Origin of the sequence: Streptomyces sp. NPDC020597, assembly GCF_044335095.1 — a bacterium.
GTDB lineage: Bacteria > Actinomycetota > Actinomycetes > Streptomycetales > Streptomycetaceae > Streptomyces.
This window is the reverse complement of record NZ_JBIRUL010000019.1, coordinates 1-17,829: the sequence shown is the minus strand read 5'-3', so window position 1 is coordinate 17,829 and position 17,829 is coordinate 1. Positions and strand designations below refer to the sequence as shown.

20 protein-coding genes and 1 tRNA gene are annotated in these 17,829 nt (G+C 71.1%); 4 read left to right on the top strand and 17 right to left on the bottom strand.

Going from position 1 to position 17,829, the window contains the following annotated elements; genetic code table 11:
* Both ACH4ZA_RS27725 and ACH4ZA_RS27720 read left to right on the top strand, forming a co-directional pair.
* Positions 1-198, top strand: a complete 198-nt coding sequence (locus tag ACH4ZA_RS27725) for a helix-turn-helix domain-containing protein (RefSeq protein WP_319278391.1) — start codon at positions 1-3, stop codon at positions 196-198.
* Entirely contained in the window at positions 198-1,460 is a 1,263-nt protein-coding gene (locus tag ACH4ZA_RS27720; RefSeq protein ID WP_319278389.1) for a site-specific integrase, read from the top strand. The genes ACH4ZA_RS27725 and ACH4ZA_RS27720 overlap by 1 nt, the downstream gene beginning before the upstream one ends.
* Positions 1,461-1,717: 257 nt before the next feature.
* Here ACH4ZA_RS27720 and ACH4ZA_RS27715 read toward each other — a convergent pair whose 3' ends face one another.
* The 5 genes from ACH4ZA_RS27715 to ACH4ZA_RS27695 form a co-directional block, all read right to left on the bottom strand.
* Entirely contained in the window at positions 1,718-1,939 is a 222-nt protein-coding gene (locus ACH4ZA_RS27715; RefSeq protein ID WP_057574844.1) for a hypothetical protein, read from the bottom strand.
* 591 nt (positions 1,940-2,530) lie between these two features.
* Complete coding sequence (locus ACH4ZA_RS27710; protein WP_398432138.1) at positions 2,531-3,949, bottom strand: TQXA domain-containing protein; 1,419 nt, start codon at positions 3,947-3,949, stop codon at positions 2,531-2,533.
* Positions 3,950-4,234: 285 nt separating this feature from the next.
* Complete coding sequence (locus tag ACH4ZA_RS27705; protein ID WP_319278383.1) at positions 4,235-4,720, bottom strand: single-stranded DNA-binding protein; 486 nt, start codon at positions 4,718-4,720, stop codon at positions 4,235-4,237.
* Between the two features lie 447 nt (positions 4,721-5,167).
* Entirely contained in the window at positions 5,168-7,054 is a 1,887-nt protein-coding gene (locus tag ACH4ZA_RS27700; RefSeq protein ID WP_398432199.1) for a GTPase, read from the bottom strand.
* 486 nt (positions 7,055-7,540) lie between these two features.
* Entirely contained in the window at positions 7,541-9,148 is a 1,608-nt protein-coding gene (locus tag ACH4ZA_RS27695; RefSeq protein ID WP_398432137.1) for a dynamin family protein, read from the bottom strand.
* 320 nt (positions 9,149-9,468) lie between these two features.
* Between ACH4ZA_RS27695 and ACH4ZA_RS27690 the strand changes: the two genes are divergently transcribed.
* A tRNA-Arg gene (locus tag ACH4ZA_RS27690) sits at positions 9,469-9,541 on the top strand.
* A gap of 179 nt (positions 9,542-9,720) precedes the next feature.
* On the opposite strand, the gene ACH4ZA_RS27685 is transcribed toward ACH4ZA_RS27690, so the two are convergent.
* The 12 genes from ACH4ZA_RS27685 to ACH4ZA_RS27630 form a co-directional block, all read right to left on the bottom strand.
* Positions 9,721-11,115 (bottom strand): tyrosine-type recombinase/integrase, encoded by a 1,395-nt coding sequence (locus tag ACH4ZA_RS27685; RefSeq protein WP_398432136.1) that lies wholly within the window; start codon positions 11,113-11,115, stop codon positions 9,721-9,723.
* Positions 11,115-11,312, bottom strand: a complete 198-nt coding sequence (locus ACH4ZA_RS27680; RefSeq protein WP_351004246.1) for a helix-turn-helix domain-containing protein — start codon at positions 11,310-11,312, stop codon at positions 11,115-11,117. The genes ACH4ZA_RS27685 and ACH4ZA_RS27680 overlap by 1 nt, the downstream gene beginning before the upstream one ends.
* Positions 11,309-12,718, bottom strand: coding sequence for a replication initiator protein RepSA (gene repSA / locus ACH4ZA_RS27675; RefSeq protein WP_398432135.1), 1,410 nt, complete (start codon positions 12,716-12,718; stop codon positions 11,309-11,311). The genes ACH4ZA_RS27680 and repSA overlap by 4 nt, the downstream gene beginning before the upstream one ends.
* Before the next feature lie 91 nt (positions 12,719-12,809).
* The gene (locus tag ACH4ZA_RS27670; protein WP_398432134.1) at positions 12,810-13,127 is read right to left on the bottom strand and encodes a SpdD-like protein; all 318 of its coding nucleotides are present in this window, start codon (positions 13,125-13,127) and stop codon (positions 12,810-12,812) included.
* Positions 13,128-13,138: 11 nt separating this feature from the next.
* On the bottom strand, positions 13,139-13,294 hold the full coding sequence (locus tag ACH4ZA_RS27665; RefSeq protein WP_334455440.1) for a hypothetical protein: 156 nt from the start codon (positions 13,292-13,294) through the stop codon (positions 13,139-13,141).
* Positions 13,295-13,305: 11 nt separating this feature from the next.
* On the bottom strand, positions 13,306-13,497 hold the full coding sequence (locus ACH4ZA_RS27660; RefSeq protein WP_398432133.1) for a mobile element transfer protein: 192 nt from the start codon (positions 13,495-13,497) through the stop codon (positions 13,306-13,308).
* A 1-nt stretch (position 13,498) separates the two neighbouring features.
* Positions 13,499-13,693, bottom strand: a complete 195-nt coding sequence (locus ACH4ZA_RS27655; RefSeq protein WP_266717820.1) for a hypothetical protein — start codon at positions 13,691-13,693, stop codon at positions 13,499-13,501.
* A gap of 20 nt (positions 13,694-13,713) precedes the next feature.
* The gene (locus ACH4ZA_RS27650; RefSeq protein WP_398432132.1) at positions 13,714-14,376 is read right to left on the bottom strand and encodes a DUF2637 domain-containing protein; all 663 of its coding nucleotides are present in this window, start codon (positions 14,374-14,376) and stop codon (positions 13,714-13,716) included.
* Positions 14,376-14,534: a hypothetical protein gene (locus ACH4ZA_RS27645; RefSeq protein ID WP_398432131.1), complete on the bottom strand. Its 159-nt coding sequence runs from the start codon at positions 14,532-14,534 to the stop codon at positions 14,376-14,378. The genes ACH4ZA_RS27650 and ACH4ZA_RS27645 overlap by 1 nt, the downstream gene beginning before the upstream one ends.
* A gap of 87 nt (positions 14,535-14,621) precedes the next feature.
* Positions 14,622-15,977: an FtsK/SpoIIIE domain-containing protein gene (locus ACH4ZA_RS27640; RefSeq protein ID WP_398432130.1), complete on the bottom strand. Its 1,356-nt coding sequence runs from the start codon at positions 15,975-15,977 to the stop codon at positions 14,622-14,624.
* Between the two features lie 2 nt (positions 15,978-15,979).
* On the bottom strand, positions 15,980-16,342 hold the full coding sequence (locus ACH4ZA_RS27635; protein ID WP_351004240.1) for a hypothetical protein: 363 nt from the start codon (positions 16,340-16,342) through the stop codon (positions 15,980-15,982).
* Positions 16,343-16,481: 139 nt separating this feature from the next.
* On the bottom strand, positions 16,482-17,261 hold the full coding sequence (locus ACH4ZA_RS27630; protein WP_398432129.1) for a GntR family transcriptional regulator: 780 nt from the start codon (positions 17,259-17,261) through the stop codon (positions 16,482-16,484).
* A 30-nt stretch (positions 17,262-17,291) separates the two neighbouring features.
* Here ACH4ZA_RS27630 and ACH4ZA_RS27625 point away from each other — a divergent pair, with 30 nt between their 5' ends.
* Positions 17,292-17,783: an NUDIX hydrolase gene (locus ACH4ZA_RS27625; RefSeq protein WP_398432128.1), complete on the top strand. Its 492-nt coding sequence runs from the start codon at positions 17,292-17,294 to the stop codon at positions 17,781-17,783.
* Positions 17,784-17,829: the final 46 nt, after the last annotated feature.

Sequence of the window (17,829 nt, the reverse complement as noted above, 5' to 3'; positions counted from 1 at the left end):
ATGTCCTCCGAGCTGCCGAACCGCTTCCTGACGCCCGACGACCTCGTGGAGATGTTCGAGCTGCCCAGTGTCGAGACGGTCTACCAGTGGCGTCGCAAGCGCACCGGTCCCCGCGGCTTCCGCGTCGGCCGGCATCTGCGCTTCGACCCGAACGACGTGCGGGCCTGGGTGGACACTCAGCTAGGGGAGGCCGCCTGATGGCCGGGCACGTGCAGGATCGCTGGTTCCGGACGGAAGTCGGCCCGGACGGCAAACCCCGCAAGGTCAAGACCGACCGCCACGGCCTCGGCCTGCGCTACCGGGCCCGGTACGTCGCCCCGGACGGCACCGAGAAATCGAAGAGCTTCCCGGACAAACAGAAGCGACTGGCCGACGCCTGGCTGACCAACATCGAAGCCGACATGACGCGCGGCCAGTACATCGACCCTCAGGCGGGCCGCGTCACCTTCCGCGAGTACGCCGAACGCTGGCTCGCCGCACTCACGACCGACCTCACGAGCCGGGCCGCCGTGGAGGGTCGGTTGCGCCTGCACGCTCTCCCATACCTGGGCACACGCCCTGTCGGGTCGTTCCAGCCCGAGCACATCCGCGACTGGAACCGCCAGCTGGAGGACGCCGTCGCGTCGGCCCGGTACCGGCGTCTCATCTTCGACGCGGTCTCCTCGGTCCTCAGCGCGGCCGTCGATGACCGTCTGCTGGCCTCGAACCCTTGTCGAGTCCGATCGGTCAAGGCACCTCGCCCTGCGCCGTCACGCGTGCATCCGTGGACCGCAGAGCAGGTCTTCGGCGTCCGGGCCGGGGTGCCCGAGCGATATCGGGCCATGGTGGACGTGGGCGCCGGGTGCGGGCTGCGTCAGGGCGAGATCCTGGGGCTGGCCGTCGACAACGTCGGAGATCTCGGCTGGGTGTACGTCCGGCAGCAGGTCAAGAAGGTGCGCGGCACGCTCGTCTTCGCCCCGCCCAAGCGCGGCAAGCTCCGTGACGTCCCGCTCGACCCTGAGGTGTCCGCCGCTCTCCGCGAACATATGGAGCGCTTCCCGCCCGTCGACGTGACCCTGCCCTGGCTGACCCCGACCGGGCCCAAGGTGACACATCGCCTCGTCTTCACGAGTGGGGTCGGCTCCGCCCTGTGGAGCCAGGCGTTCAATGATCAGGCGTGGAAGCCCGCCCTGGCGTCGGCCGGCATCATCCCCGTCCCCGAGAAGGGTCAGCGATACGCCGCAGCCCGCGAGCACGGCATGCACGCCCTTCGGCACTTCTATGCCTCGGTGCTCCTGGACGCCGGGGAGAACATCAAGGCCTTGAGCCTGTACCTCGGTCACAGTGACCCGGGGTTCACGCTCCGTGTGTACACGCATCTCATGCCGTCCAGCGAGACGCGGACCCGGAACGCCATCTCCGCGATGTACAGGGCCGTCGGTCACGCTCATGACGGCCCAGAGACGGCCCAGGCTGCCTGACACGGCCCCTCATCGGTGGGAAAGCTGCTGGTGAGGGGCCCTTTCGTGCCCTCGTATGGCAAGTAACACCCCATCTTGCCGGACGGCTACCCCTCGGGGGAAACCCGTCCGGGCAGGGGGCTTTGATCTGGGGTTTTCGCCGGGAGGTCCCGGAGCGGGGCGCCGGCGGCGCCGTTGACGGGCAAGCGGTGCCGATGGTCGGCGGGCGGCCGCGGCGGTGCTCCGTCGCGGCACGCCGCCCGTGGTGCCGTGCGGTGCTAGAGCTTGGTCATCTTGGCGTAGGGGCTCAGGATTCGCTCTTGTGCCGAGCCGAAATCCACGAGCGCGGCGATCCCGTCCTCGATGCCGATCACTCGGCCGAGGCCGTACATGTCGTGTGTCACCTGGTCACCCACGGCAAAGTGCTTGGGCACGAGTGTGGCCGGCGCCTTGAAGGGGCTGGTGGGCAAGTGACGCTTCGGTGCAGAAGGTTTTGTCATTGCCTTCAGTATGCGCCTGGATCGGGGTGGAATTCGGCTGGAGTCCGCGGTCCGGGATCCGCCAGGGGCTCGCGGGTGGACCGGAACAGGTGGCGCGACCGGTACGAAGCCCCGGATCCGACGCCTGCCCGACGCCTGCCCGACGGCGGTCGACGGTGCAGGAACGGGTGTCGCCGGCGCCGGACGATTCGCCGCGCCGCCCGCGCCGGGCAGTGGGCCCACGCGCCGGACGCGGGCGCGACCTGCCGGGCGTTCTGCCTGGTCAACCGCGCCGCGAGGAGGTTCGGGCGCGACCGGTGGAGCTTGATCGGCCCGGCGTCGGCGAGGCCCTCGACGTCGTCCCGCCGGCCGGCCCCGCCCCGGTCGAGGCCGTCGCCGCCGACGCGTCCGTCCTTGATCACCACGCTGGGACGACGCACGCCGGCATCGTGCTTCGCGAAGTCTTCGCGGACTCTTCGGAAACATCGCGGATTCGGACGTCGAACGCAACGTCGACGCGTGCACGCGGCTGTCCGCGACCGTTGGCCGGTGGGACCGGACCGGGAAGCGCACGGCACCACGCCGGTCCGGAGCTCCGCGGCTCCGGATCCGTCAGCCCTGCGGGCCGTTCTCCTTCCGCCCCGCGAGCAGGAGCGCCGCTCCGCCGATGACCACCAGGCCGATGGCCGTGCCCGCGATGAGCGGGGTGGCGCTGCTGCCGCCCGTGGCGGCGAGGTCGGTGTCGTCCGCGGCCGCGACGCCGCCCACGGTGGCCGGGCTCGGCTCGCTCAGGGTCTGCGTGGTCAGGCCGGCGATCTCGTCGGCCTGGGTCCGGCAGTCCAGGACGCCCGTGAACCTGCTCTGACCGCCCTGCGGGCCGACGATCGAGAAGTCGTAGGCCTGGTCCTCCTGCAACGGGACCGTCACCGTCCGGGACCCGCGGGCGGGGATGGTGTGCTGCACACCCATCAGTTCGAACGTGAAGGCCTCGTCGCCCTGGTTGGCGGCGGCGATGTCGACGCCGGCCTTCGAGCAGTTCTTCGCCTCGGACAGTGCCGGCACTGCCCCCTTCTGGGCCCACGTCGCGCTAGCCGTCGCCGACACCGTGGACTCGCTGGAGCCGGCGAGGATCTGGGTCTGGCTGCGGCTGTCGGAAGTGAAGGCGCGGCCGACCGGGACGGTCGTGGAGGCCTGCACGACCAGCCGGGCCGAGCCGGCGGCCGTGTCCGCGGGCACGTCGAAGAACAACTGGGTGCCGTCCGACACGGCGGTGAGCGGTCTGCCGTCCTTGCCGACGATGCGCACCCCGCTGGTGGCGGCGTCCACCGGCGGCGTCACCGTGGCGCTCGTCGCGTCGGTGTGGACCGTCACCGGGCCGAGCAGTCCGCCCGGCCTGCCGGCCACGGCGGGCACGTCGAGGGTGAGGGAGGCCGTGGGCTCGGCGACCACCCGGGCGGCCTTCTGAAGGTAGTCCGCGAGCCGCTCGGCCTGCGGGTCGACGGCGTCGACCGACGCGCCGTCCGAGTAGCGCCAGACGGCCACCTGGGTGCCGGCGGCCGCGTCCTGCTCGGTGAGACCGGCGCCGATGCCGGCCTTGTCTGCGAGCGAGGCGAGATCGTTCACCTGCGGGTAGGAGTGCTGCAGGATCCAACGGATGCGGCCCGCGTTCCGGTTGGCGGCCAGCAGCGTCCCGCTCCAGGGCGTCTCGTGGTACTTGGCTTCTCTCTGCGTGGGGTTGTAGAGGTCGACGCTGTACGTCTGGAGGGTGCCGCCGCCCTCGACGGACATCTCGAACAGGCCGGCCGACACCTCCTGGTCCCCGCTCTTGGCGTGGACCAGTGCGGCGCCGTAGGTCTTGAGACCGCCGATCGTCGCCGTGGCCCCGCCCTGACTCTGCGTCACCTCTGCCGCGGCGGCCGTGCCCGCAGTGGCGAGCACGCCGACGGCGACGAGGCCGGACGCCACGGCGGCCGCCGCGAGTCGGGCCGGGCCCCGCCCGCGCGCGAACAACGCGGAGATCGAAGAAATCACACAATTCCCCTTCGAGCAGGACCCGTTGATGTGGGGGTACGGTCCCACCAGCAGAATCAGAAGCCACAGTGAGCTACGTCCGGCATCCTAGAGACGCCGCGCACCCCGCTTACCGGTCATCTCGTCGGATCACCGATCCGACTCGGAATCGTTATCCCAAGATCGGTCACGGGTGAGGCATGTCGACTTGTCCACCTCGCGGCTTCGTGCAGATGCGCCGAAATGCCGCCGCCCGCTGCTGACCGACCGTCACCATCGGACTCCACTGCGGATCGTGGGGGCCGCTCAGGTCACCGTCGCCGGCTCGCGACGCCGCGCGTCGTCGTCGGACTTCGCGTCCTGCGCACCGGCGACCGGGGTCTCCCAGTCGGGCTCGGGCTGAGCCGGCGGCCCCGCCGCCGCGGGCTCGGCACGGCCCTGCCGCCGGAAGGCCGACGTGCCGCGCGCGATGTCGTGGCCGATCGCCACGGCGTCGATGTCCGCCGAGGTCCAGCCCTGCTGCCCCTCGCGCGACTCCGTGCGCACCTTCAGCCTGCCCTGCACGATCACCGGATCCCCGACGTTCAGCGAGGCCATCGCGTTCTGGGCCAGCTGCCGGTTGGCCCAGACCGTGAAGAAGTTGGTGTGGCCGTCGGTCCAGGCGCTCTTCTCCCGGTCCCAGTAGCGCGAGGTCACCGCCAGCCGGAACCTCGCCGACGCGCCCGCCGCCAGGTCCCGGTAGACCGGCTGCGTCGCCACGTTCCCCACTGCGCACACCATCGTCTCGTTCATGCGAACCCCTCCCTCACCCGGACGTCCTGCCGCCCGGTCACGCGCACGGGCCCCTCCCGTACGGCTGCGTCCGCCGCGACGGCCGCGGTGGTGTTCACCGCGTGCCGTCGGCGCCGTCCGCGGCGACCGCGTCCGTCGCGACCGCCGCGAAGCCAGACTGCCTCCGTCGGGCCGGGCCCGCCGAGCGCTGTGGACCACCGCCCACCTGGGGAAAACTCCACCACCCGGAAGAGTGATCCGCGCCTGCGCTCCCCGTGATCACCCCGGCGGAACCAGCCCGCCGCCCGGGCCCTCAGGGCCCCACACCCCCATGTCGATCACCACCATGCCGCCTCGGGCCCGTTCCTCTCGGGCCCGTTCCTCTCGGGCCCTTTCGTCTCGGGCCCGTTTGTCTGGAGCGTGTTCGTCTCGGGGCCCGTTCCGCTCGCCCGCTCCCGGTCATCTGGGTCACCGCGCGCCGGACACCGCCCCCGTGACCCTGGCGTACTGCTCCCGCACCTCCCGGTAGCGCAGCAGCTCCGCGGCGACGGGGTCCAGCACCCGGGCACGTCCGCAGCCGGCCGCAGCCTCCCGCAACCGGCGTTCCGCGTCGTGCCCGTACCGCCGGGCCGGCCCCCGTGCCGCCATCCGGCAGCTCCATTCGACCAGCGGGCCGCCGATGATGCCGGACACCATCAGCAGCACCGGTACGCCGAGGTTGGGGGCCATGACTCCGACGATCTGGCCGACCAGCCACAGACCGCCGACGATCTGCAGGAGCGTCATGCACGCCTGAGCCAGGACAGCGACCGGCCACCAGCCCGGCCGGGGCGGTCGTCCCGGCGGCAGCCCGGCCCGCGCCGCCAGGTCGTCCAGCGCCTCGGGCAGCCCCTGCGCTCCGCGTACCGCCGCCTCCCGGACGGCCTGCGCCCAGGGCGCCGGCAGCCCCGCAGAGGCCCGCTCGGACACCGTGCGCACCGCCTGCTCTACGCGCTGCCGCGCCGTGGCCTCCTCGTCGACCTGGGCGCGGACCGGCAACCGCCCGGTGGGAGGGTCGCGCCGGTCCTGCTGCCAGCGCCACAGACGCAGCCAGGGCGTGCCGCACGCGCGGTTGGCGTTGCGCAGCCAGGCCCGTTCGGCGGCCTCGCCCGCCGCGGTGGCGCCCACGGCGTCCGCCAGCCGGGCGGCGAACTCGTCCCGCGCCTGCTCGCTCAGCCCGACGCGTCGTCCGGTGGCGTAGAGGGACCGCAGTCGCCAGGCGGCGGCGTCCACGTCGGCCGAGATGCGCCGGGCGGCGGCGCCGCGCTCCGCGACGAACTGGCCCAGCGCCTCGCGCAGTTCACCGACGCCGTCTCCGGTCAGCGCCGACAGCGCGAGCACGGTGGCGCCCGGTTCACCGTACTCGCCGAGGGCGACGCCGTCCTCGTCGAGCAGCCGCCGCAGGTCGTCGAGGACCAGCTCCGCGGCCTCGCCGGGCAGCCGGTCGACCTGGTTGAGGACGACGAACATGACCTCCGCGTGTCCGGCCATGGGCCGCAGATACCGTTCGTGCAGGACGGCGTCGGCGTACTTCTCGGGGTCGACGACCCAGATGACGGCGTCCACGAGCGCCAGCACGCGGTCGACCTGCTCACGGTGCTGCACGGCCGCCGAGTCGTGGTCGGGCAGGTCGATCAGGACCAGCCCGCGCAACTGCGCCTCCGCCTCCACGCTCTGCACCGGCCGTCTGCGCAGCCGGCCCGGGATGCCGAGCCGGTCGATCAGGGACGACGCTCCGTCGCTCCAGGTGCACACGATGGGCGACGACGTCGTCGGCCGACGGACGCCCGTCTCCGAGAGCGCGACGCCGGCGAGGGCGTTGAACAGCTGCGACTTGCCACTGCCGGTGGCGCCCGCGAGGGCGACCACGGTGTGCTGCCCGGAGTGCCGGCGCCGTGCGGCCGCCTCGTCCAGGACCCGGCCCGCCTGGGCGAGCGTCCTGCTGTCGAGGCGCGTGCGGGAGAGCCCCACGAGTTCGCGCAGCGCCTCCAGCCGTGAGCGCAGCGGTCCGTCGTAGACGAGCGGGGTCGAGGGCAGGGCCCCGCCGCCTCCCCCGGACCGGGCGGCCTTGTCGGCGGCCGCCTGCTCGGCGGCGGCCTCGTTCACGCGGCGCGCGATGAGACCGTCGCCCCAGGCGTCGTCCGGGTCCTCGTCGGCGTCCGCACGGGTCGACGGAGACGTGCGCGCGGCCGGCGATGGGGACGGCTCCGGGGCCGGAGCGGCGTTCGGCCGCGGCAGAGCGGCCTCGGCGCCGTCGGCCACGCGCGCGTGGCCGCCTTCCGGCTCCTGCGCCGGAGCGTCCGCCTCTTCGGACAGATCGCCGCCGCTCTCCGGTTCCGTCCCCTCCCGCCCCGGGCTCTCGGCGCGCTCCCGGACCCCGTGATCGTCCTGGTGTCGCCACCGGTCCTCACGATCCTGCCACTCGTGCTGCCGCTCATGCTGCTGCTCGTGGTGTTCCTGGTGCTCCTGATGACTCTTGGGGTCCTGCGGACTGTCGTGGTCGTGCGGACTCTTGGGGTCTCGGTGCCCTTCGGGAGCCGGATTCTCGTTCTCTTCCTCGTCCGCGTGGCGCGTCTGGCCCGCGTGACGCGTCTGGCCCGCGTGACCTGTCTGGTCCGTGTGGCGTGTCTGGTCCGTGTGGCGTGTCTGGTCCGTGTGGCCTGTGTGGTCCGTGTGGCCTGTGTGGTCCGTGTGGCCTGTGTGGTCCGTGTGGCCTGTGTGGTCCGTGTGGCCTGTCTGGTCCGTGTGGCCTGTCTGGTCCGTGTGGTCCGTGTGGTCCTGGTCAGTGACGGCGGTCACCGGTCACCTCTCCTTCTGCAGTACGGACAGCGCGGCGATGAGTTCGGCCTGGGGTTCGGGGTGGACTTCGAGTCCGTCGAGGGGCGCGAGTCGGAGTTCGCGTTCGGCGTGCATGACCCGGTCGAGGTGTTCGGCGAGCAGCCGCCCGCCCCGGTCGCGCAGCCGCAGCGCCCCGTGCGCGCCGATCCGCTCGGCGAGTCCCTCACCCGCGGAACGCGCCCTGCGGCCGCCCAGCAGCGCCGTGGCGACGAGAGCGGCGACCGACTCCGGGTCGGGCGCGGCACTGCGCTCCAGGCCTCGCACCTCGTCCTCGGCGTACTCCTCCAGCTCGCGCCGCCACCGGCGAACGGCGAGGCCGATGCGGTGCTCGGCGCTCTCCGGCGAGGCGTCACGGTCCGTCAGTGCCGATGCCCTGGAGGCCGGTTCGCGACGCCAGGCCTCGTCGACGCGTTCGTCGGCGGCGGCGACCGCGCACAGCAGCAGTGCGGCGAGGCTCTCCGCCAGGGCCTCGAGGAGTTCGCCGGCGGTGCAGTCCAGGGGGAACGCCCGCCAGCGCTTGAGCGCATCGCCGGCGAGCACGGCGCCGCTCTGCAGACGGCCCCGCACGCGCGTGTACTCGCTGTCGTACGCCCCTTCGACGGCCGAGGTGAGCCGCAGTGCGGCCGCGTGCTGCGCGGCGGCGGCGCCGGCCAGTTCGGGCATCCGTGCCTTGAGGGAGTCGAGGACGCCGTGGGCCGTGCGGGCGAGGGCGTGGTTGCGGGCGACGGGGTCCTGGGCGTGGTGGACGAGCCAGGCGCGCAGCTGCGCCACGGCGGTGGCCGGAAGAAGCCCACCGCCCCAGGCGGACTCGGGCAGTTCGGGGACGGTGAAACGCGGTACGTCGCCCAGGCCGGCCTTGCTGAGCAGCGCGCCGTACTGCCGGGACACCTCGGAGACGACCTGGTGGGGCACCCGGTCGAGGACGGTCACGAGGGTGACGTCGTACTCCTTGGCGGTGCGCAACAGGTGCCAGGGCACGGCGTCCGCGTAGCGGGAGGACGTCGTCACCATCACCCAGATGTCGGCGGCGCAGATCAGTTCGGCGGCGAGTACGCGGTTGTCGGCGACCAGCGAGTCGATGTCGGGCGCGTCGAGGAGGGCGAGACCGGGCGGGAGCGTGTCGGCTGTCTCGATCCGCAGCACGGGTCTGCCGTTCTCGCCGGTGAGCAGGGAATCGTCCGCCGACTCCTGATGAGGGGCCCACGCGCGGGCGAGCCCGGGCAGCACCCGCATGCCGCTGAACCAGTGATGGTCCTCCGGGTGGCACACGAGCACCGGGGTCCGTGTCGTCGGCCGCAACACGCCCGCCTCGCTGACACGTCGCCCCACCAGGGAGTTGACGAGCGTCGACTTGCCGGCGCCGGTGGAACCGCCCACCACCGCCAGCAACGGCGCGTCGGGCTGCCGGAGCCGTGGCACCAGGTAGTCGTCGAGCTGGGCTAGCAGTTCGTCGCGGTTGGCACGCGCGCGCGGGGCCCCTGTCAGGGGCAGCGGGAAGCGTGCGGCGGCGACACGGTCGCGCAGGGCGGAGAGTGCGTCGAGCAGCTGAGGCCTTACGTCCAAGGTCACCACACGCGAAGAATGCCCAATTTTAGGGGATTTATGAAGCATATAGGCATGTCTGCGCGCCGATAGGACACAAGGGACGGAAGGCGCGAGTGGGGCAGAGGCACTGCGCAGGCATAACGAGTGCACAACACCCGTGGCCAGGGACGCCAAAAGCGGTGCACGATTCGCACCTGCCTGCGATTATCAGGACCGCTTCACCGAACCTCCACATTGAGCCACGGAGGGGAAGCAACCAGGACAAGGAACCGGGAGCCCTATCCTTGTCCCCGGCAACGTCACGGATCAGCCCACACCCGGGCAGCACGTACGAGGCCACCACACCGGCCCCCGTAGCTCAGTGGATAGAGCAGGCGCCTTCTAAGCGCTTGGCCGCAGGTTCGAGTCCTGCCGGGGGCGCAAGTCTCCGCCCTCCCTCCGGGAGGGCATTTTTGCTGTTCAGAGCACGTTTCACGCGACACGGCGAAGCCCCGGACACTCCCCCGATGATCAAGGGGAGGGTGCGGGGCTGTCCGGCTGTCACCGGGTTTTCGCGGGTGGCTGTGTCGAATACGTGTCGAAGTTTTCGGCGAGAGGCGTCAGCCCGCGTCAGTCGGCTCGGGAAGATCCCCGGCGGCCTCCAGGCGCTTTTTCAAGTCAGGCAGCTGCCCTTCGACGCACCGTGCGTAGGTAGCCAGCAGCACCGGCACACTGTTCCCGGCCCATTCGGCGACTTCAGCGGGCGGGATCCCGTCATTGAGCCACTTGGTGAGGCGCGTGTGCCGGTTGTCGTACACCCGCTTTCCCGTGGGCGACTCGAAGACGTGCGGGGGCAGGACGGCCTTGCGCGCACTGCGCCACGCCCGACGAATGACCGAGCCGGCGAGAATGCCGCCCGTCTCCCCCTGGAACAGCAGATCACCGGGCTTGAGCTGTTCGTCCTGGATGTGCTGCCGCAGGATGCGGGTCAGGGCAGGGTGCCCCGGCACGGTGCGCGTCTCGCCCTCGGCGCGGCCCTTCAGATCACGTTCCTCGTGGATCTCCCCGGTGTCGGTCCACTGCTTGCCGACCTCCGGAGTCGCCGTGTGGATCAGCAGCTCACACCACTGGTCCCGGAGGTTGGGGTCGGGAAGCGTCACGTCCTGCACTCGCATGGCTACGGCTTCCTCCGGCCGCAGAGCGCAGTAGTACAGCGTGGCGAAGAAGGCGTGCAGCCGCGTTCCCCCGCGTGGCCGGCGCCGGATCCAGTCGAGGAGCGCCGCCGCCTGGTCCGCGTTCATCAGAGACCGCTTGTCCACGGCGTTGCTGGTCTTGGTGACGGTCGTCGCTTCCTTGCCCTTGGGGAGCGGGTTGGTCCGCAAGACGCGCCGCCGGATTGCGTGCTTCATGACGACGTTGAGAATCCGGCGGTTGCGCTTCCTGGACCAGGCCGCCGCCTGCTTGCCGTCGAGACGCGTGTCGATGGCTCGCAGGACCTCATCAACCCTCTCCGGCTCCTCCCAGACGGAGACCGGCAGGGAGTTGCGCTCCACCCACCTGAGGATGGTCACCACGTCTCGCGGGGCATCCGCACGGCGTGTCGCATTGAACGCCCACTCGCGCAGCGCGGTCCGCACAGCCACCGGGGCGAACTGGGTCGGCTGGACACGCAGCAGCGCGACGGTGACCGCCGTCAGGGTCTTGGCGGCGTTCTTACGGCTGTTGCCGCCGAGCTCCGCCCAACGGGCGTCCACGTACCCGACGGCGAACGCGTACCAGCTCATCGAAGCCGACTTGGAGCGGTGGGACACCGGCAGACCGGTGGCGATGACGAAGGCCTCGCCTTTGCCCGTGGCCCGGATCAATTCGGAGCGGAAGCCCTCAGCAAGTGCGACGGTGCCGAAGGGTTCACGCCAGCGCTTGCCCGCGACCTCCCAACGCACGGTGTAGGTGGTCTTCCGGGCACCCTTGTACGTGAGGATTTTGTAGACCTTCACGTCGTACGTGGTCTCCATCAGGCAGCGTCCTCACGGTCGTCGAGCCAGTGGTCGAGATCGCTCCGCCGGATCCTCAGGTCGCCGTTCGGAAGCTTGATGCAACGCGGCGCACGCCGCTTCGCCCGCCAGTCGTAGAAGGTCGAGCGCGAGACGCCCAGTTCCTCGCAGACCTCCGCGAGGGTCAGCATGCTGCGCGACCGGACGGCCGTGGTCATTCCGTGTTCCCTTCGCTCCGGAGGACTTCGCGGGCGGTCTCGCGGTTGGTGTGCAGGTCGCGCGCGATGGTCGCGGCGAGGGCGGCTTCACCCGGGGTGTGGCCGTGGCCGGCGTACTGCCAGTCGGTCAGGACGAGGACGGTGTCCGGTTCGCGGTCGTCGAGGCCGAGGGCGGACGCCTCCTGCGCGGCGCGGAAGTCGGCGCGTTCCTGGCGGAGGGCGCCGAGGGTGGTGGAGTAGACGCGCGACTTGGACGAGAAGTGCCCCCGGAAGCCGAGCATGTGCGCCCAGGCCCAGAGACGTCGATCCGGGTACAGGGCGTCGAGGTCGCGGCACGCGGTGATGAGCCGCCGGGTGTGGTCGGGAACGCCGTGGCGGTCGAGTTCGGCGAGTTCACCGATGCGGCGGTCCAGGGTGCCGGTGTTCTCGGCGGCTTTGGTGGCGTACTTGGCCACGTACGAGGCAACGGCCTGTTCCGTGATGTCGGAGCCGTCCCCGAAAGCCTTGACCGGGCGGACGTCGAGCTGTCGGCCCCATCGGAACGTCCGGGCGGGCTGGTCGTCGGCGGCCGGAACCGAGACGGACGTGTACGAGTGCGCGGCGGCAGCCCGGAGCGCGGCCGTGAGCACGTCGACTGTGGCCCAGGCGGGCGGCGGTGTGCCGGGTCCGTCAGGGCCGTCGAGGCGCACGACGGCATGGAAGTGCAGAGCCCCGCGCTTCTGGAACTCAGCCACCTTGCCGTACGAGACGCGCAGGTGGTCGGCGAGCTCCCGGCGGGCCAGGCCGCCGCGGGCAGCGAGTTCGCGGCGGAGCCGGGTGGTGAAGCGCTGCCAGAGCTGTCCGGCGTGGTTGTTGAACAGGACGGCGCCTGCGTAGTCGTAGGCGTCCGGGTCGAGGGCGGTGCCCAATTCCGGGGCGTCGGACGCGTGTCGGTCTCCGCAGCGGCAGGGGCCGCCGTGATCGGGCCGGTTGTGGACCGGGCCGAACGAGGGGGCCGTGAGCGTGGCGAAGACGCGCGGGTGATCGCGGACGTCGGCGGGAATGTCGCGCCGGTCGTCCCCGGCCAGGCCGGCGCGGATCAGGTGGTAGGTGTCGCCCGCGTAGGTCCAGGCGCAGGACGGGCAGCGGGAGGCCCGGCGGTTGCCGCAGGCGAGGCGGAGACGTCCGCCCGGCTCGTTCTCGGTGGAGAAGTGGTGGAGCGTCTCGCCGGTGGTCTTGTCCTTGGTGAGCGTCCAGCCGGTCAGATGGATCGGGTCGGAGCAGCCTCCGGTACGGCGGATCTGGTCTTCCCAGCGGGTGAAGTCGGAGGCCGAGGCCACCCGGAGAACGTCTCCGAGGGTGATCGGGTCGAGTGGACGGGCGGACGTGGTCACCTTGGGTGCCGCGGATGAGGCCCGGTGGGCCATGCTGGGTGTTCCTTCCGGTTGCGAGATCGATCGGTGGGGACGGCTCCCGGGCGGCGGATGCTTGGCGGTATCAGGGCCGCCCGGGGGCCGGTCAGCGTCGCTTGGCGTCAGAGGCGAGCAGGGAGCGCAGGACGACGGCGCACACGGCGACAGACGCGCCGGTGATGGCGACCGCCAGGAGCAGCGAGACCAGGACGGCACCGAGGACCAGGACGGCGGCCGTTCCGGCGCCGACGAGGGCGAGGGCGGTGCCGGGGGTGAGCTGGACGACTGGGCGGGACGGGACCGGGGCGACGAGCGTCGACGGCGGTACCGGAACGCCTGGGGTGACGGCTGTCGGCTCGACGGCGGCGGGCCGGGAGACGTGACCGGTCGGGGTAGGCATGGTGGGGATCTTCGGACGCAACACGGCGGATCTCCCTACTTGATGGCGGTGTCGATGACGGGGGCGAGGAGGCTGTCGGCGATGAGGTAGCCGCCGAGGAGCAGCACCAGGACCAGCCAGAGCGGCGGGCGGAAGAGCTTGCAGCCGAGGTAGCCGACGACAGCGAGGGCGAACCAGAGCGGGACCTGCATGGCGGTGTCTCCTAGCGGACGCGGCAGCGGTGGGTGCGGGCGGCGAGCTGGGCGGCGGTGGCGCTGGAGTAGTCGGCGGACCAGCCACAGCGGTCGGCGGTGCAGACGGCGGCGTGCACGGTCCTGCCGTTGCGGTCGCGGTGAGTGCCGATCTGCACGGGGCCGATCCGCATGACGGAGTGGAAGTTGTCGCGGGTGGGCATGTCAGTCGGTCTCCTCACGGGTTGCGGTCGGGTCGGGGAAGCTGGCACGGATGCCGGCGGCGGTGGCCGGGTCGGTGGTGCGCCGGGCGGCTTCCTCGGCGAGCAGGTGGGCGAGGTAGGGCCGGTCGGCGGCGGTCATCTCGCGGGCGCCGTCGAGGTAGTCGGAGGCGGTCAGGTCGGCGGGGTCGGAGGTCATCTGTCGTCCTGTCTTCCGGGTCAGGCGAGCTGGGCGGCGATGGCGTCGGCAAGGTGCGGCGGGACACCGAGGCGGGCGCGCAGGGTGTCGGTGTCGATCGGGGCGCCGGTGCGGTCGCGGTACTCGTCGGCGACCTTGCGGGCGTGGTCGACGAGGACGGCGGGAACCGCGGGGGCCGGGTCGGCGGGCGGAAGCGCCGGCGGTTCCGCCACCGGGGCCGGGGTGGGCGCCGGGTCCGGCACGGGTTCGGCTTCCGGCTCGGGGTCTGTGACGGAGTCGGTTTCCGGTGCGGGTGCCGGCTCATCCGGGAGCCGGTGGTCGGCGGAGTGGGCGAGGAGGGTGCCGCCGAGGAAGGCGAGGGCGGGCCATCCGGCGATGCCCAGGCGCAGCAGGGTTGGCGGGTCGGCCAGGTCGAGGAATCCGGCGGTGGCGACGTTGGCACCGAGGGAGGCGAACAGGGCGATGAGGAACCAGCACCAAGCCAGCCGGGACGGTCCGTCAGCGCGGAGGCGTCGCCAGGCGGCGACCATGAGCAGATCCACGCTGACCGGGTAGGCCCAGGCCTTCCAGCCGTCCTGTCCGCCAGCGGCGGCCAAGTCGTGCAGGTGGGCGAAGGACAGGGCACCGGCAATCACTGCCTGGACCAGGACGGCGTCGACACGCAGGACGTGACGGGCGGCCATCAGGACTCCTCCCCGGCCGGCGGCTCGGGAAGCGAGGCGGCCAGGGAGGGGCTGACGACGTCGACGAAGTCGAGGTCGGCGCCGCTGGTGTCGGCGTAGAGGGCAAGCTGGCCCAGGAGCAGGACGGTGCGGGCGAAGTCCTCGCAGTCGGGGCACATGACGGGGGTTCTCCCTTCATCAGGCATGGCGGGGGTAGGGACTTGGCGCGAAGGGCGGTCGCGCCGGCCGATGGGACGAGCGAGAGATCAGGCGGTGGCCGGAGAAGGCTTGACCGACGGCACGGGAGCGGCGGCGGGTCCGGCGAGGGCGGCCCGGAACGGTGCCAGTTCGAGCAGGGCCGGGGTCCGGTCGGCGTGCCGGTTGCAGAGGTTCACGGCTTGGCGGAGCGAGGTGTGCGGAGCCCGGATGCGGTGCCAGCCGCCGGAGGAGTCGCCCGCAATGGCGATCCCCCGCAACTCGGCCGGGATCTGGATGGCGGCGAGGACGGCGTCCGGGGAGATGTCGCCGAAGGCCATGTTGGCGCTGGTCTCGTCGTTGACGCGGTGGGCGGTGCGGCCGGTGAGCTGGGCGCGGAGCATGGTGATGCCCTTGCCGAGTTCGGAGCCGAAGCGCTGTCCGCAGATCTCCAGGTAGATGCCGGCCGCGCGGCCGAGCTGGGCGAGGCGGACCAGGGCGGTGATGATGCGGTCGCGCCGCTTCTCCTCCTCCTTGCTGGCGAACAGGGCGAGTTCGGCGACCTCGTCGACCAGGACCACGATCGGGGTCGGACGCAGTTCGTCGGGCAGATCCCAGATGTCGGCGGCGATCTCCGCGTCCGGCACGTCGACCGTGATCCGCTGCTGGGCACGGATGAGCTGATAGACGTCTGCCATCCGAGTCACGAGCGCGTCGAGCAGTTCGGCGGCGGTGTCGGGGTTGTCGGCGAGGGCGGAGAAGCGGCGGGCCAGCGGGAACAGCTCGACCCCCTGTTTGCAGTCGATGCCGACGAGAGCGACATCCATCGGGGCGAGTCCGACGACCAGGTTGCGTTGGTAGACGGACTTGCCGGATTCTGTGGCGCCGAGAGTGAGGGCGTGGGGTATCGCCCGGTAGTCGCGATAGTGCACCGAGCCGTCCTGCCGTAGGGCGACGGGAACCCGCATGGGCCGGGTCTCGGTCGTGGCGGGCATCTGCACCCACTTGAGCACGTCGTAGCCGGTCATCCGCAGCTCTACGACACCGGACCGCAGCTCACGCGAGGTGACCCCGAACATCGAGAACGAGTGCCGCAGTCGGTCCGAGGCGGCGGCGATGTCGAAGGCGTCCTGTCCGGGGCGCAGTTTGAGCCGTAAGACCAGGCCGGTGCGGGTCGGCCGCAGCCGCAGGATGCGCGGTGGACGGGACTCCGGCATAGGGCGGTTCGTGGCCCGTGCCAGGGCGAGCCGCCATCTCGCGGGCGGTACGGTCAGCCCGCACGCATCCATGACGGAGCCGTACCGGACCAGAACCCGCAGCGTGGCCAAGATGACCCCGAAGGCCAGCCAGTACCAGGCGGGACGCCGCCACCGCAGGAGACCCGCGGCGGCGACGACCAGCACCAGGGCGACCGTGAAACCGGTCATGATCAGGCCGCCTTCGGCCCTGCGGCGGCGTTGACGTTGGCGAGCGAGGTGACTGCGACCGCGCGGAACGCGATGCCGTGCCGCTTCTGGCCGTTGAAGTCGTTCTCCCACGGCCGCGCGACCAGGCCGGTGAGCGCGACCGGCGTGCCCATGGCCAGCTCACCGCTGATCCCGGGCTCCGGGACGGTGATGGACAGGATCTCCACCTCCTCGTTCGCCGCGAACATCACGTCGACCGTCATCAGCTTCGAGCCGGACTCGATGTCCATGGCGATCTCGCCCGTGCGGCGGTCCTTGACCTTGGGCTGCGGGGTCTTGGCGACCATCACGATCGCGGCGGAGGTGTCGACGGGAATCTGACGCATAGCGGAGCACTCCTCTATAGATGCTGAGCTTCGCCACTCATGTATATGAGTGACATGAAGAAGAGTGCACCACTCCTGTACATGAGTCAACCCGCCGCGAAGAAGAACTCGCGACGGGCTGCGGTGAGTTGAGCGGGCGTCAGTCGTCGGCGGGGATGCGGTACTCGAAAACGAACTGGTCAGCGGCCATGAGCGTGTCGCACACCTCGACCACGAGACCCGCGGTCGTACGAGCTTCACGGATCAGATGAACCACAGGGGCACCCGGACTCAGCGCCAGCTCCGAGGCTTCCGCCTTCGAGGCCGGCCGCGCTTGCAGCGTCTCGACGAACTCCGCGAACTCATGTCCGTGGTCCTCGAGTCGGGCGTAAATGCCACCGCCGCCCGGGTTCTCGGCGAACAGCTCCGGGATCTCCTTCACGACGTCCCACGGCAGGTAGGACGCAGCCGTCTCGACCGGAACGCCGTTGCGGAAGTACAGGCGCCGCCGGGCCAGCACCTGCGCACCAACGGAGACGCCCAGCCGTTGGGCGGCATCCTCGGGAGCCTCCATGGGCCCGATGTAGAGGACGCTCACCTTTGCGGTGGCGCCGGACTGCGCGGACTCCGCAAGGTAGGCCGCTTGCCCCCCCTGCCGCAGCGAGCGCCGGAAGCGATCGGAGGAGCGGTGCCGCACAGGAGGCCGGTTCTTCACGATCGAGCCCTTGCCGTGCCGGGTCTCGACGAGTCCACTCGCCCGCACCTCAGCCATGGCCTTACGGATCGTTCCGCCAGACACGCCGTAGCGATCCACCAGCTCGGATTCACTCGGCACCATGTCACCAGGCTTCAGAACACCCGCCCGGATCTGCTGCACGATCTCTTCCGCGATCTGCACATACCGAGGCCCGGCCGTGCCCCCTCCAGCAGCAGTTCCCATTGTCCTTCTCTGCCTCCTAAGCTCCTCTACATGAGTCAACCACAGGAAGCGACACCGCCTCCCCTGCACTCCGTATCCGTAGCCGGAGTAGTGGTGCGCGAGGACGGCCGCCTCCTGGCCATCCGCCGAGCCGACAACGGCACCTGGGAGCTCCCGGGCGGCATCCTCGAACTCGACGAGACCCCAGAGGCCGGCGTCGCTCGCGAGGTCCGGGAGGAGACCGGCATCCACATCGAGGTCGACGAACTCACCGGTGTCTACAAGAACATGACCCGCGGAGTCGTCGCCCTGGTCTTCCGCTGTAAGCCCTCAGGCGGCATCGAACGCACCTCCGGCGAGTCCACGGCGGTCTCATGGCTCACGCCCGACGAGGTCAGCGAGCGCATGTCCGAGGCCTTCGCCATCAGGCTCCTGGACGCCTTGGACGGCAACGGCCCGCATGTACGGAGCCACGACGGCAAGCACCTCATCCCTGTCGGGTCCCAGGTGATGCCTGACGTTCTGATCCCAGATGATGCTTGACGGTGGGCCTAGACAACATCGAAGACTTCACGGGGCTTGTTGGCTT